General features: G+C 70.0%; 11 protein-coding genes. 4 read left to right on the top strand and 7 right to left on the bottom strand.

All coding sequences use genetic code 11. The annotated features are described in order from the left end of the window. Positions 1-12: 12 nt before the first annotated feature. The 3 genes from DNK54_RS02870 to DNK54_RS02860 are packed head-to-tail and all read right to left on the bottom strand — an operon-like array spanning position 13 to position 4,453. Positions 13-1,125 carry an alkaline phosphatase family protein gene (locus DNK54_RS02870; RefSeq protein WP_110205414.1) on the bottom strand — a complete coding sequence of 371 codons (1,113 nt, stop codon included), beginning with the start codon at positions 1,123-1,125 and terminating at the stop codon, positions 13-15. Further along, complete coding sequence (locus DNK54_RS02865; RefSeq protein ID WP_110205413.1) at positions 1,122-1,718, bottom strand: DUF5998 family protein; 597 nt, start codon at positions 1,716-1,718, stop codon at positions 1,122-1,124. Before DNK54_RS02865 ends, DNK54_RS02870 begins: the two co-directional genes overlap by 4 nt. 32 nt (positions 1,719-1,750) lie before the next feature. After that, on the bottom strand, positions 1,751-4,453 hold the full coding sequence (locus tag DNK54_RS02860; RefSeq protein ID WP_110205412.1) for a bifunctional acetate--CoA ligase family protein/GNAT family N-acetyltransferase: 2,703 nt from the start codon (positions 4,451-4,453) through the stop codon (positions 1,751-1,753). An 82-nt stretch (positions 4,454-4,535) separates the two neighbouring features. Here DNK54_RS02860 and DNK54_RS02855 point away from each other — a divergent pair, with 82 nt between their 5' ends. Genes DNK54_RS02855 through DNK54_RS02840 form a run of 4 tightly spaced genes read left to right on the top strand, consistent with a single transcriptional unit; the run spans position 4,536 to position 10,045 of the window. Continuing rightward, a complete protein-coding gene (locus DNK54_RS02855) occupies positions 4,536-7,013 on the top strand; it encodes a DNA gyrase/topoisomerase IV subunit A (protein WP_110205411.1) in 2,478 nt (825 codons plus the stop codon). 4 nt (positions 7,014-7,017) lie between these two features. Further along, positions 7,018-7,755, top strand: a complete 738-nt coding sequence (locus DNK54_RS02850; protein ID WP_110205410.1) for an LppX_LprAFG lipoprotein — start codon at positions 7,018-7,020, stop codon at positions 7,753-7,755. After that, a complete protein-coding gene (locus DNK54_RS02845; RefSeq protein WP_110205409.1) occupies positions 7,752-9,494 on the top strand; it encodes an MFS transporter in 1,743 nt (580 codons plus the stop codon). Before DNK54_RS02850 ends, DNK54_RS02845 begins: the two co-directional genes overlap by 4 nt. Before the next feature lie 56 nt (positions 9,495-9,550). After that, positions 9,551-10,045, top strand: a complete 495-nt coding sequence (locus tag DNK54_RS02840) for a beta-class carbonic anhydrase (RefSeq protein ID WP_239459878.1) — start codon at positions 9,551-9,553, stop codon at positions 10,043-10,045. A gap of 205 nt (positions 10,046-10,250) precedes the next feature. Here DNK54_RS02840 and DNK54_RS02835 read toward each other — a convergent pair whose 3' ends face one another. From DNK54_RS02835 to DNK54_RS02820, 4 genes are read right to left on the bottom strand one after another with little or no spacing between them, the layout of a single operon-like run. After that, on the bottom strand, positions 10,251-11,411 hold the full coding sequence (locus DNK54_RS02835; RefSeq protein ID WP_110205408.1) for an acetyl-CoA C-acetyltransferase: 1,161 nt from the start codon (positions 11,409-11,411) through the stop codon (positions 10,251-10,253). Beyond that, entirely contained in the window at positions 11,411-12,016 is a 606-nt protein-coding gene (locus tag DNK54_RS02830; RefSeq protein WP_110205407.1) for a TetR/AcrR family transcriptional regulator, read from the bottom strand. The genes DNK54_RS02835 and DNK54_RS02830 overlap by 1 nt, the downstream gene beginning before the upstream one ends. Positions 12,017-12,018: 2 nt before the next feature. Then, positions 12,019-12,819: an SDR family oxidoreductase gene (locus tag DNK54_RS02825; RefSeq protein ID WP_110205406.1), complete on the bottom strand. Its 801-nt coding sequence runs from the start codon at positions 12,817-12,819 to the stop codon at positions 12,019-12,021. After that, positions 12,816-14,018: an acyl-CoA dehydrogenase family protein gene (locus DNK54_RS02820; protein ID WP_239459877.1), complete on the bottom strand. Its 1,203-nt coding sequence runs from the start codon at positions 14,016-14,018 to the stop codon at positions 12,816-12,818. The genes DNK54_RS02825 and DNK54_RS02820 overlap by 4 nt, the downstream gene beginning before the upstream one ends. Between the last annotated feature and the right edge of the window lie 22 nt (positions 14,019-14,040).

Genomic DNA, 14,040 nt, shown 5'->3' with positions numbered 1-14,040 from the left:
CACCTGACGCGATCAGGCGAGCAGGATCGGGATCCTCATCTCGTCCTCGGTGAGCGAGCCGTGCAGCCCGACCAGCCTGTTCTCCAGCGGGAAGCGGCTGGTCGAGACGATCGCGGTGTCGTCGTGGCAGGCGACCATGACGTCGCCCAGCCGGGGCGCCACGCGCCCCTCGACCGGACCGAACCAGCCCCGCGCGATCGCCTCGCCGCGGGTCAGCACCGTGGCCCGTTCCCCGAGTCGCTCGCGCCAGGTGGCGACCACGTCCGCCTCGGCCCCGGGATGCAGGTAGAGGTGTCGGAAGCGCGCCTCCCCGCCCAGCAGCGCGACGCCGGCACGGAGCTCAGCGTCGTCGTCGAGCTCGATCCGACGCTCCTTCGGGGAGTCGATCATGCCGTGGTCGGCCACCACGACCAGACGCACCGACGAGGGGAGCGACTCGCGCAGCTGCTCGCACATGTGATCGACCGTCGCCAGCTGCTGCAGCCAAGCAGAGGAGGCGACGCCGTGGCGATGTCCGGTCCAGTCGAGGTCACCCTCGTAGACGTAGGTCAACGAGGGCGCGCGTCCGGCGGCCGCGACCACCTCCGCGATCCGCTCGCCGGTCTTGTTGGCCCCGACGAACCGGGCGCCGCGCTGACCGGCGACCGTCAGGCCCGAGCCGTCGAACTCACGCCGGTTGACGTTGGTGACGTGTACGCCGGCACTCGCGAGGCGGGAGAAGGCCGTCTCGTGGGGCTGCCACTCCAGGGGGTCCACACCGTGGTCCCACGAGAGATGGTTGAGCAGCCGGTCGGTGCCGGGGATCCGCGCGGTGTAGCCGACCAGGCCGTGCTCGCCGGGCGTGAGACCGGTGGCGAGCGAGGTGAGCGAGGTGGCGGTCGTCGAGGGGACTCCCGCCGTACCGTGGGCACCGGTCAGCGAGGAGAGGAACGGCGCCGCGTGCGCGTAGCGGCGTAGCAGCATCTCCCCCATGCCGTCGACCAGGAACACCACGTAGCCCTGGGCGTCCGGCAGGGTCAGGCCACTGGCAGACGAAGCCGCCGCCCCCAGCGCCACGGCGATGCCGGGCACCACGTCGCTCAGCGAGCGGTCCCCGTACGCCGGCTCGATGAGCGGGGAGGTCATCCCCGGGGGCCTTGGGTCACCGACGAGAGGACCGCCGCGAACTCCAGCAGCGAGGTGACCGCGTCGTGCCCCTCGGCGGCCGCCGACACGCGCAGAGTGAAGTCGTCGCTGGCCAGCACGCCCGTGTAGCCGTGATCGGCCTCGCAGTGCGGGTCCGCGCAGGCGGCGGGCTCCAGATCGATCCGCGACACCGCTCCCCACCCGATGGTGACCACGGCCTCTGCGGCCGGCTGCGGACCGGACGTGGGGTTCGCGACCATGCGGGTGACCACGACCGAGCGCACAGAGCTCAGGTGGATCGCCTCCGTGGAGGTGGAGGTGTAGGGCTGGGGCAACAGATCATCGCCGGCGTGCTCGTCGGTGTGGGCGAGGATCAGCCGGCTCGGGGTCAGCACCACCACGGTGATGTGCCGGCGTACCTCGTCGCGTTCGATCGTGGGCTCATGGTGCACGTAGAAGGAGAGGATCTCCTCACCGGCAAGGGCTGCATCGACTCCGTCGCTGACGACCTCGGGGTAGTAGCCGGTCCGCTCGATCGCAGAACGCAGGGCCTGTGCGGTGCGAGTCGGATCCTCGGTGCCACGAATGCGCATGGCCTGAGTCTGTCATGAACGGGCTTCCCGGATCAGTCCGGGACCGTGTCCTCGATCTGCTGGGCGAGACGGCGGACGAACCAGTCCGAGCGCAGGTCGGCGACCGGCTCGACGCGCGCCTCTGCGGTGAGCACCGTGCAGGTCGTCGAGCCGGCGAGCACGAGCGACAGGTCGAGCGAGCGCAGCTGTGGGAAGTCGTTCTTGATCTGCGCAACGGCCATGATCATCTCCTCGACCCGGTCGACGTCGACGACCTCGCTGCCGCGGTAGCCGAAGAGCAGGGGCGAGCTCTTGATCTCCCGGGTCATCGCACGCGCCTCGTGCAGGCTCAGCGGCGGCACCCGGTAGGCCTTGTCGCCCAGCAGCTCGGTCAGGGGCCCGGCGGTGCCGAACGAGATCACGGGGCCGAAGAGCCGGTCCTCGACGGCGGCGATCGACACCGGGACGCCGGGCGGCGCCAGCTTCTGCACCACGAAGCGCGCGCGCTCCGGCTCCGAGATCAAGCTGGCCAGACTGGCCCAGCCGTCACGCATATCCGACTCGTCGTCGATGCCCCGCCACACGTGGGCCAGGTCCGGACGGTGCCGCAGGTGGTCGGCGGTCGCCTTGAGGACGACCTCCCAGCCGAGGCGCTCGCCGACCCGGACGGCCGACTCCACGTCCTCGACCGGGAACGCCTGCCAGACGTCGATGCCGTAGCAGCTGAGCAGCTGCCGCAGCTCCGCCTGGGTGAGCACCCTGCCCTCGGGCGACTCCATCAGCACGCCGTTCACCAGGCGCTTCGCCTCCACCGGCACCGGCCCGGACTCCTCGGGCCGGTCGTCGGGCGGGGTGCGCAGCCACACGGCGTACTCGACGACGTGGGCGAGCGCTCGGACCGCGGCCTCCACGGCGGGGTAGGACGGCACGGAGCCGCGGCCGGCCGTCGAGCCGGCGACGTCGGGGACCCGGAGCAGCTCCGGCACGCCCTCGACGCCGAGGAAGGTCGAGACCAGCGGCTTGTCGGACTGTTCGCCGACCGCCGCGAGCACGTTGGCGACCTCCTCGCCGGAGACGTTGAGCGGCGGGAAGTAGACGGCGATCACCGAGTCGACCTCGGGGTCGTCGATGGCACGGTCGAGGGCGTCCTCGAAGTCCTCGGCCGTGGCGTTGGCACCCAGGGCCACCGAGTTGTTGACCACCAGGCCGACCGCTGCCGCCGCGTCGGTGGCCAACAGGCCGAGCGCATCGGAGTTGCCGACGACGGCGACCCGCCGACCGCGGGGCAGTGGCTGGTGGGCAAGCAGCTGGGCGACGTCGAACATCTCGTCGAGCGTGTCGACCTGGATCACGCCGGCCTGGCGGAACATCGAGTCGACGGCGGTCTGCGGCGCGGAGATGCTGCGCACGGTGTGGCCCATCGGCACGCCTTGGGTGGTGCGCCCGGACCGGACGGCGACGATCGGCTTGCGCCGAGAGACCCGGCGCGCGATCCGGGAGAACTTGCGCGGGTTTCCGATCGACTCGAGGTAGAGGAGGACGACCTCTGTGGAGTCGTCCTCCTCCCAGTACTGGAGCAGGTCGTTGCCGGAGACGTCGGCGCGGTTGCCGGCGCTGACGAACGTGGAGAGGCCGAGACCCCGGTTGTAGACCTTCTCCAGGATCGCGGAACCGAGCGTTCCCGACTGGCAGAAGAAGCCGGCCCGGCCCCGGGGCGGCATCAGCGCCGAGAGGGAGGCGTTGAGCGAGGTGGCGGGGTCGGTGTTGATCACGCCAAGGCAGTTGGGGCCGATCAGCCGCAGGCCGTACGAGCGGGCCAGGCCGACCAGGCGACGCTGGCGCCGCCGACCCTCGTCGCCGGTCTCGGCGAACCCGGAGGAGATGACGATGAGGCCCTTGACGCCCTTGGCGGCGCAGTCGAGGACGACATCTTGGACAGCGTTCGCGGGCACCGCCACCACCGCCACGTCGACCTCGCCAGGGATGTCGACGACGGACTTGTAGGCGGGCAGGCCGGAGACCGGCTCAGCAGCCGGGTTGACGGCGTACACCACGCCGGTGAAGCCTCCGGTGACCAGGTGCCGCACCAGTGCCTGACCGATGGTGTCCTGGCGCCGTGAGGCGCCGACGACAGCAACGGAGCGCGCATCGAAGAAGCGGGAGATCGACGCCGACTCGGCGCGGTGCTCCCGGTTCTCCATGATGCCGATGGCGGTCTCGGTCGGGTCGATCGGGAACTCCAGGCTCATCACGCCGTCCTGGAACCCGCCGGCGACGTGGTAGCCGGCGTCCTTGAAGGTGTCGATCATCCGACGGTTGTCGGGAAGCACCTCGGCGACGAACTTCTCCACGCCGAGCTCCCGACCCGCCTGCGCGAGGTGCTCGAGCAGGATCTGCGCGATCCCCCGCCCTTGGTGGTTGTCCTCGACCAGGAAGGCGACCTCCGCCTCCCCCGGCTGGACGACGTCGAACCGGCCGACGGCGATCATCTGCTCGGCCAGCAGCACGACCAGCGCCACGCGGTCGCGGTAGTCGACCTGGGTGAAGCGCGCGACGTCACGCTCGGAGAGCGTCGGCATCGGGGAGAAGAACCGGTAGTACTTGGACTCGTCGGAGACCCGCGCATAGAACTCGACCAGCAAGCTGGCGTCCTCCGGCCGGATCGGCCGGATGTGCGCCGTGCTCCCGTCGAGGAGCAGGACGTCCGCCTCCCAATGCCGGGGCGGTGGAGAGCTCTCGTTCCCGTACGACGTCACGGGGCCAATCTAGTGGGTATCGCCAGGAGGCAGGCGGCGTGCCCCGAGGCGATTCGTCGGGCCCACGCGGGAGAATGCCCGCATGGCACGACGTACGACGCAACCTCCCCCGCCCGAAGACTTCGAGGAGAACATCCTCGACATCGACGTGGGCGACGAGATGCGCAGCTCCTTCCTGGAGTACGCATACTCGGTCATCTACTCGCGGGCCCTGCCCGACGCCCGTGACGGCCTGAAGCCGGTGCAGCGCCGGATCCTGCACACGATGAACGACATGGGTCTGCGGCCCGACCGCGGCCACGTCAAGAGCGCGCGCGTCGTGGGCGAGGTCATGGGCCGTCTGCACCCGCACGGCGACGGGGCGATCTACGACGCCCTGGTGCGGATGGCACAGCCCTGGTCCATGCGGCTGCCGATGGTCGACGGCCACGGCAACTTCGGCTCTCCGGACGACTCCCCCGCTGCCATGCGCTACACCGAGTGCCGGATGACACCGGCCGCGCTCGAGATGACGGCCTCCATCGGTGAGGACACGGTCGACTTCCGGCCCAACTACGACAGCCGCGAGCTGGAGCCGAGCGTGCTGCCGGCCGCGATCCCCAACCTCGTGGTCAACGGCACCACCGGCATTGCGGTCGGCATGGCCACCAACATGGCGCCGCACAATCTGATCGAGGTCGTGCAGGCGCTGCGTCACCTGATCAAGCACCCGGAGGCCGACACCGAGGCCCTGATGCGCTTCATCCCCGGTCCCGATCTGCCCACGGGAGGCAAGATCGTCGGCCTCGACGGGATCAAGGATGCCTACGAGACCGGGCGCGGCGTCTTCAAGATGCGCGCCACGGCGCGGATCGAGAGCGTCACGGCCCGACGCAAGGGCATCGTCGTGACCGAGCTGCCCTACGGGGTGGGCACCGAGAAGGTCGTCGAGCGGATCAAGACGCTCGTGCAGGGCAAGAAGCTCCAGGGGATCAGCGACATCAAGGACCTCACCGACCGCGAGCACGGGCTTCGGCTGGTCATCGAGGTCAAGAACGGCTTCCACCCCGAGGCGCTCCTCGAGCAGCTCTACAAGCAGACCCCGCTGGAGGACTCCTTCGGCATCAACAACGTCGCCCTGGTCGACGGGCAGCCGCGGACTCTCGGCCTGAAGCAGCTGCTCGAGGTGTTCCTCGAGCACCGGCTCGACGTCGTCCGGCGGCGCTCGCAGTTCCGGCGCAACAAGGCCGCCGACCGGCTGCACCTGGTCGAGGGACTGTTGATCGCGATCCTCGACATCGACGAGGTCATCCAGGTGATCCGTTCCTCGGAGAACGCTGCCGCGGCGCGCACCCGGTTGATGGACATCTTCGACCTGACCGAGGTGCAGGCCGAGTACATCCTCGAGATGCAGCTGCGGCGGCTCACCAAGTTCTCCCGCCTCGAGCTGGAGAAGGAGCAGGAGGACCTGCAGCGCACGATCGAGGAGCTGGACGCGATCCTGGGCGACACCGACGTGCTCCGCGGCGTCGTCTCGGACGAGCTCGCCGAGATCGCCAAGACCTACGGGACCCCGCGCCGTACCGTGCTGCTGGAGTCCTCCGGCGCCACCGCGACCGCGGCCGCGACGCCGCTCGAGGTCGCCGACGACCCGTGCTGGGTCTATCTCTCCTCCACCGGGCTGCTGGCTCGCAGCGCCGACGACTCGGCCCCCGGCGAAGGCGGTGCACGCGCCCGTCACGACGTCCTCACCTCCGTGGTCCGCGGCACCGCCCGCGGCGAGGTCGGGGTGGTCACCACGAAGGGCCGACTGATCAAGCTCGGCGTGTTGGAGCTGCCGACCCTGCCGGCCACCGCGAACGACCCGCATCTCTCCGGCGGCCTGCCGATCTCCGAGTTCGTCGAGCTCGGCAACGACGAGCGGGTGCTCTGTCTCGCCGACCTGACCACCGACGGGCCGGGCCTCGCTCTCGGCACTCGCGACGGCATCGTCAAGCGGGTCAACCCCGAGGTGCTCAGCAGGGACGAGTGGGACGTGATCGCCCTCAAGGAGGGCGACGAGCTGGTCGGCGCTGTGCAGCTGCGCACCGGCACCGAGCATCTCTGCTTCGTCACGAGCGACGCGCAGCTGCTCCACTACGGTGCCGACATGGTGCGCCCGCAGGGCCGGACCGGGGGCGGCATCGCCGGTGTCCGGGTCTCCGACGGAGCACGCGTCACCTGGTTCGGCGCGGTCGACCCGGAGATGTCGGTGCTGGTCACGAGCTCGGGCGCCTCCACCTCGCTGCCCGGCACCGAGAACGGCTCGGTCAAGGTGACCGACTTCCTCCAGTACCCGAGCAAGGGACGCGGCACCGGCGGTGTGCGCTGCCACCGCTTCCTGAAGGGCGAGGACGTGCTCGTCTTCGCCTGGGCGGGAGACTCACCCGCACGGGCCGCCGCGAGCAGCGGTGCTCCGATCGACCTTCCGCCGACCGACGACCGGCGTGACGGCTCCGGGGTGCCCTCCTCCCAGCCCATCGCCGCGTGCGCCGGCCCGGTGGCGGCGCGCGTGCCGACGACCGAGCCTGTGGGAGGCTGACGCCATGTTTGGTGACCGCGCTGTGAAGACACGCAACCTCATGCTCGCCGGTGTGCTCGGCCTGTCGCTCGCCGTGAGCGGCTGCTTCGGGCAGGGCGACGATAAGAAGTCGGTCGGCGAAGGCAAGGACCCGGGCGACGTGCTCGCCCTGGCGAAGGAGACGCTCGACGAGACGAGTGGCGTCGAGCTGGAGCTCACGGCCCAAGACCTGCCCTCGGGCGTCTCCGGGATCGTGCTGACCAGCGCCAAGGGCACCGCGATGCACCCGAGCTCCTTCCAGGGCGACATCGTCGGAAGCCTCAGCGGGATCACCCAGAACGGTCAGGTCATCGCCGTCGACGGCAAGGTCTGGGTCAAGATCGCCCTGCTCGGCCCGGACTTCCAGGAGATGGACCCCGCCGACATCGGTGCCCCCGACCCGGGGCAGCTCATCGCCACCGAAGGCGGCCTTTCCGACCTGCTCGTCGCGACCGAGGGCGTCAAGGAGGGCGACACCGTCCGCGGCGGCTCCGACAACTCCCAGGTGCTCACCGAATACACCGGTCGGTTGGACGGCGATCAGGTGACCGTGCTGGTGCCGACCGCCTCCGGTGACTCCTTCGACGTCACCTACCAGATCGCCGACAACGGCGAACTGCGCTCGATGGCGATCACCGGGGAGTTCTACCCCGACACCGAGGCGATGACCTACACCGTCTCCTTCGACGGCTACGGCGCGAAGCAGGAGATCGCGGCGCCGTGACGACCCGGGCAGCGCGCAGCCTGCTCGCACTCGCCTCGATTGCGGTCGCCTTCGCTGCCGCAGACACCTACGTGGTGGTGCTCGCGCTGCCCGACATGATGGGCACGGTCAAACTGCCGATCAGCGAGCTCCAACGCGCCGCACCGATCATCTCCGGCTTCCTGCTCGGCTATGTGGCGATGCTGCCGCTGATCGGCCGCATAGCCGACCTGCGGGGCCGGGTGCCGGTGCTGGTCATGTCGTTGGTCGTCTTCTCCGTGGGCTCCCTGATCACGGCCCTCACCTTCGACATGACCACGATGGTCGCCGGCCGCTTCCTGCAGGGCATGGGCGGGGGCGGCCTGGTGCCGGCCACCCTCGCGCTGGTCGCCGACCTCTATCCGGTGCATCGCCGCGGCGTGCCGCTGGGCATCGTCTCGGCGGTGCAGGAGATCGGCAGCGTGCTGGGTCCGCTCTTCGGCGCCCTGGTGCTGGCGGTCGCCCCCTGGCAGGCGATCTTCGTCATCAACGTGCTGGTGGGCGTGGCGCTGGCGCTGCTCATCCGCCCGCTCGCCGGCCGCGAGGCCTGGCGCACGAGCCATCCCGAGGAGTCCGGCCGCACCTGGCTCGGCTTCGACTGGCTCGGCCTGGTGGCTGCCGTGGTCACCGTGGGCGCGTTCTGTGTGCTCGCGATCCGTCCTGCGACCATCCAGCGGGATCTCACCTGGGGGCAGCTCTTCATCCCCTACACCGGCGACGGTCCGTGGCTCACCCCCATCGGCGTGACCGTGGTGGGCGCTGCCCTGGTGCTCCTGCTGCGCTGCTGGTTCGCGGCTCGCCCGCTCGTCGACGTACGCGCGTGGCTGCGGAGCATGATCGAAGCCGACCTGCTCGGGGCGTGCCTGCTCGCGGTAGCCCTCGCCGGGATCATCCTCGCCTTCGCCACCGCCGACCCCGAGGTGCAGGTCTTCTCGGAGCAGGGGCCTTGGTTCCTGGCCATGTCCGCCGCAGCCACCGTGCTGTTCGTGCTGCACGTACGCCGCGCGGAGGCTCCCCTGCTCCCCCGCGACGCCTTCCGTGCGGTCCCGGCCTGGGGCTCGCTCCTGGTCAGCTTCCTGATCGGGGCCGCCCTGATCGCCGCCCTGATCGACATCCCCATCTTCGCCCGCACCACCGTGCACCGCGAGTCGCAGCTGATGGCCGCCCTCGTGCTGGTGCGCTTCCTGATCGCTCTCCCCGTCGGCGCGGTGGTCGGAGGCTGGCTGACCCGCAGACTCCCCTCCGGTGTCGTGACGGCGCTCGGGATGGCGCTGGCCGGCATCGGCTTCCTCCTCATGACCGGTTGGGACGCCGACAGCCTCGACCATGCCTCCAGTACGGCGACCCTGCTGCTCTGCGGCCTCGGCTTCGGCCTCGCCCTGGCGCCGGTCAACGCGGCGCTGCTGGCCAGCACCGACGACGAGGTGCACGGCGTCGCCGCCGCCATGGTGGTCGTCGCCCGCATGATCGGCATGCTGGTCGGCATCTCCGCCCTCACCACCTGGGGCCTGCGACAGTTCGCCGAGGCCCGCGACAAGTGCCTCGCGGCCCACGGCACCGGCACCGGTTGCGGTACGGAGGCGGCTCTCGTCCAGGAGCACACGGTCTTCCTCGGCGCAGCCGGCTGCGCCTTCCTCGCGGCTCTGCTCGCACTGCTGCTGTTCCGCGGTGCCCGCACCCGCGAGATCGATACCGGGACGCTGCTCCGCGCCGGCGGGTGACCGCGATGCGGACCCGCCAGGAAGGCGCGCTCCGCAGCGGAGTAACTTCGGAGAACGTGAGCGACTTCGATGATCTCCTGTCCGCGAACCGCGAGTTCGCACACTCCTTCGACCTGGGTGGTTTCGACGGCATCGCCCGGGCCGGTATCGGCCTGGTCACCTGCATGGACTCGCGCATCGACCCGCTGCGTCTGCTCGGGCTGTCCCACGGTGACGCCAAGATGTTCCGCAATCCAGGCGGCCGCGTCACGGAGGCTGCTCTCGAGGCGCTGGTGCTGAGCGCGCACCTGCTCAACGTGGACCGGATCCTGGTCATCCCGCACACCCGCTGCGCGATGGCGAGCCGCAGCGAGGCAGACTTCCACGCGGTCCTCAACGAGAAGACCGGTCAAGACACCACCTGGCAGCCGATCCACGTGGTCACCGACCAGGTCGCCAGCCTGCGCCAAGACGTGATGAAGGTGCGCTCGCACCCGCTGATTCCCGAGAACGTCAAGGTCGGCGGCTTCATCTACGACGTCGACACCGGCCTGCTCACCCAGCACGCCTGAGCCCGGCACGCCCACTGGCGGTGCCCGTCCTCCGACGGTCGAACCTGCCCTCCAGCGGTCGAGCCCGTCCTCCGGTGGTCGAGCCCGTCCTCCAGCGGTCGAACCTGCCCTCCGACGGTCAAGCCCGCCCTCCGGTGGTCGAGCCTGTCGAGACCCGAGTCATCCGGTCTCGACAAGCTCGACCTGCGAGCGAGCGGGCCTGGGCTCAGAGGCGCTCGATGATGGTGACGTTGGCCTGACCGCCGCCCTCGCACATGGTCTGGAGGCCGTAGCGGCCGCCGGTGCGCTCGAGCTCGTTGAGCAGCGTGGTCATCAGGCGGGCACCGGTGGCGCCGATGGGGTGACCGAGCGCGATCCCACCGCCGTTGACGTTGACCTTGTCGTGCGGAGCACCGGTCTCCTTCATCCAGGCCAGCACGACCGAGGCGAACGCTTCGTTGCACTCGAAGAGGTCGATGTCGTCGATCGACATACCGGTCTTCTCCAAGGCGTACTGCGTCGCCCGGATCGGCCCGGTGAGCATCCAGATCGGGTCGTCGCCGCGCACCGAGATGTGGTGGATGCGAGCCCGCGGGGTCAGGCCGTGGTCCTTCACGGCCTGCTCGGAGGCGATCAGCAGGGCAGCCGAACCGTCGCAGATCTGCGACGCGACGCCAGCAGTGATCCGCCCACCCGGCTGCAGCGGGTCCAGACCGGCCATCTTCTCCAGGGAGGTGTCGCGCGGGCACTGGTCGGTGTCGAAGAGAGTGCCGTCGATCTCCACCGGCGCGATCTCCGCCTTGAAGCGGCCCTCGGCGATCGCCTGCTTGGCGCGCGTGTGGGACTCGAGCGCGAAGCGCTCCATCTCCTCGCGCGACAGGTCCCACTTCTCGGCGATCATCTCCGCCGAGTTGAACTGGGAGACCTCCACGTCGCCGTACCGCGCGACCCACCCGGGCGACTCGGCGAAGGGGGTGCTGAAGCCGTACTGCTGGGCGACGAGCATCGCGGAGGAGATCGGGATGGCGCTCATGTTCTGCAGACCACCGGCCACGACCAGGTCCTGCGTGCCCGACATGACGCCCTGCGCGGCGAAGTGCACGGACTGCTGGGAGGAGCCGCACTGACGGTCGATCGTCACGCCAGGCACGTGGTCCGGCAGCCCGGCGACCAGCCAGGCGGTGCGCGCGACGTCGCCGGCCTGCGAGCCGATCGTGTCGCAGCATCCCATGATCACGTCGTCGACCGCGGCCGGGTCGACACCGGTCCGCTGCATCAACGCAGCCAGCGAGTGCGCTCCGAGGTCGGCGGAGTGCATCGCGGCCAGCGCGCCACCCCTCTTGCCCACCGGGGTGCGAACCGCGTCGACGATGTATGCCTCAGCCATCAGGACTCCTTGCTCTGGGTGGAAACGCCGATCCCGTCGAGCAGGATGGCGAGGTACTGTTCGGCGACCTCGTCGCCGGAGAGCGGGCCGTCGGGGCGGTACCACCGCACCGCGACCCAGACGGTGTCGCGCAAGAACCGGTAGACCAGCTCGACGTCGAGGTCGGCGCGCAGCTCGCCCGCCTCGACCCCCTCGCGCAGGAGCCGCGTCCACAGCTCCCGGAAGCGCTCGTTGCGCTCCACGAGGTAGCTGAACCCGTCGAGCTGGCCGAGGTGAGCGGCGTCGTTCTGGAAGATCGCCACCTCACTGTGGTTGTGATCGATCGCCTCGAAGGAGCGCCGGATCACCGCCTCCAGCTTCGCTCGGGGGCCCAGGTCGCTGGCCTGGATCGCGTCGTAGTCGGCGAACAGCCCGGTCTGGAAGCTGTCGAGCAGCTCGTGCACCATCGTCTCTTTCGAGTCGAAGTGGTGGTAGAGGCTTCCCGACAGGATCCCCGCCGCGTCGGCGATGTCACGGACCGTGGTGTTACGGAAGCCCTTGCGGGCGAAGAGCTCCCCCGCGATCTGCAGCAGCTCGTCGCGACGGCTCACCTCGGTGCCCGCCATCGTCAGGCCTGCTGGCTGCTCACGGCGACGACCTCGCCGGTCATGTACGACGCGTAGTCGCTGGCAAGGAAGACCATCACGTTGGCCACTTCCCACGGCTCAGCGGCGCGGCCGAACGCCTCGCGCTGCTTGAGCTCGGCCAGCAGCTCGTCGGTCGTGACCTTCGCCAGGAACGGGTGCATCGCCAGCGAGGGCGAGACCGCGTTGACCCGGATGCCGAGCGGTGCCAGGTCGAGGGCGCTGCACCGGGTCAGCGCCATCACCCCGGCCTTCGCGGCGGCATAGTGAGCCTGGCCCTCCTGCGCACGCCAGCCGATCACCGACGCGTTGTTGACGATGACGCCCTTCGTGCCGTTCGTCTTCATCTTGTTTCCGGCCGCGCGGACGCAGCGGAACGTGCCGGTGAGGGTGATGTCGAGGACTCGGGTCCACTGGTCGTCGGTCATCTCGAGGATGTTGACCTCGCCGCCGAGCCCGGCGTTGTTGATCATGATGTCGACGCCACCGAACTCGTCGGCCGCATCGAGCAGCGCATTGACCTGGGCCTCGTCGGTCACGTCGCAGGTCATCGAGCGGACCCGGTCGGCGCCGAACTCGTCCGCGAGCGCCTCGTGCGCCTCGGCCACGCGGCGCTCGTGGGTGTCGCTCAGCACAACTGCCTTCGCGCCCTCCTCGAGCACCCGACGGGTGACCGCGGCCCCGATGCCGGCTCCGGCGGCGGCAGTGATCACCACGACCTTCCCGGCGAGCAGGTTGTGCGCCGGTACGTAGTCGGGCGTGGGCTGTTCGGGGCGATGGATCATCGAAGATCTCCCTTGACCTCTTTGGGAAGACCGAGCACGCGCTCGGCCAGGATGTTGCGCTGCACCTCGTCGGAGCCGCCGTAGATCGTGTCGGCACGGCTGAAGAGGAAGAGCGACTGCCACGCGTCGAGCTCGTAGGGCGCGTTCGCTGTGGCGAGCGACCGCGCGCCGGCGACCTCCATAGCGATCTCGCCCAGCCGCCGGTGCCAGTTCGACCACACCAGCTTGGCGATCGAGCCAGCACCGCCACCGGCTGCCGAGTCCGAGCCACCCTCGAGGCCGGCGAGGCCACGCAGCGCGTTCCAGCGCATGACCTCGAGCTCGGCACGGGCCGTTGCGAGGCGGTCACGGAGGACCGGATCCTCGATGGCGCCCGTCTCCTTGGCGAGCGCGATCACTCCGTCGAGCTCGCGTGCGAAGCCGACCTGCTGGCCGATCGTGGAGACGCCGCGTTCGAAGCCGAGCAGGCCCATCGCCACGCCCCAGCCGCGCCCTTGCTCCCCGACGATCAGGTCGGCGTGGGTCCGGGCCCCGGTGAAGAAGACCTCGTTGAACTCCGCACCGCCGGTGTTCTGCACGATCGGACGGATCTCGACGCCGGGCTGGTCGACCGGGACGAGCAGGAAGGAGAGTCCGTGGTGGCGGGTCGAGCCTGCCTCCGTGCGGGCGACGACGAAGATCCACTGCGCGAACTGCGCCAGCGACGTCCACACCTTCTGCCCGTCGATCACCCACTCGTCGCCCTCCAGGCGTGCGCGGGTCGAGACGTTGGCCAGGTCGGAGCCGGCCCCCGGCTCCGAGTAGCCCTGGCACCAGAGTTCCTCCACCGCCGCGATCTTGGGCAGGAAGCGGTCCTTCTGCTCCTCCGTGCCGAAGGCGATCAGTGTCGGACCGAGCAGCTCCTCCCCCAGATGGTTGACCCGCGTCGGTGCATCGGCGCGCGCGTACTCCTCGTGGAAGATGACCTGCTGGTGCAGGCTCAGCCCGCGGCCGCCGTACTCGACCGGCCAGCCGAGGCAGGTCCACCCGTGCGCGGCGAGGTGCCGGTTCCAGGCCAGCCGCTCGTCGTGGAACTCGTCGTCGCGACCCGAGCCGCCCTTGCCGCGGAGGCCGGCGAACTCGCCACTCAGGTGCTCCTCCAACCAGGAGCGCACCTCCTCGCGGAAGGCCAGGTCAGCCGCCGACTGGGTCAGGTCCACACCGGTTCCTCTCGCCATGGAT

The organism is Nocardioides daejeonensis, from assembly GCF_003194585.1.
In the GTDB taxonomy this organism is placed as follows: domain Bacteria; phylum Actinomycetota; class Actinomycetes; order Propionibacteriales; family Nocardioidaceae; genus Nocardioides; species Nocardioides daejeonensis.
Note: the sequence above shows the minus strand (reverse complement) of the source record. Positions and strands in the feature narration are given on the sequence as shown.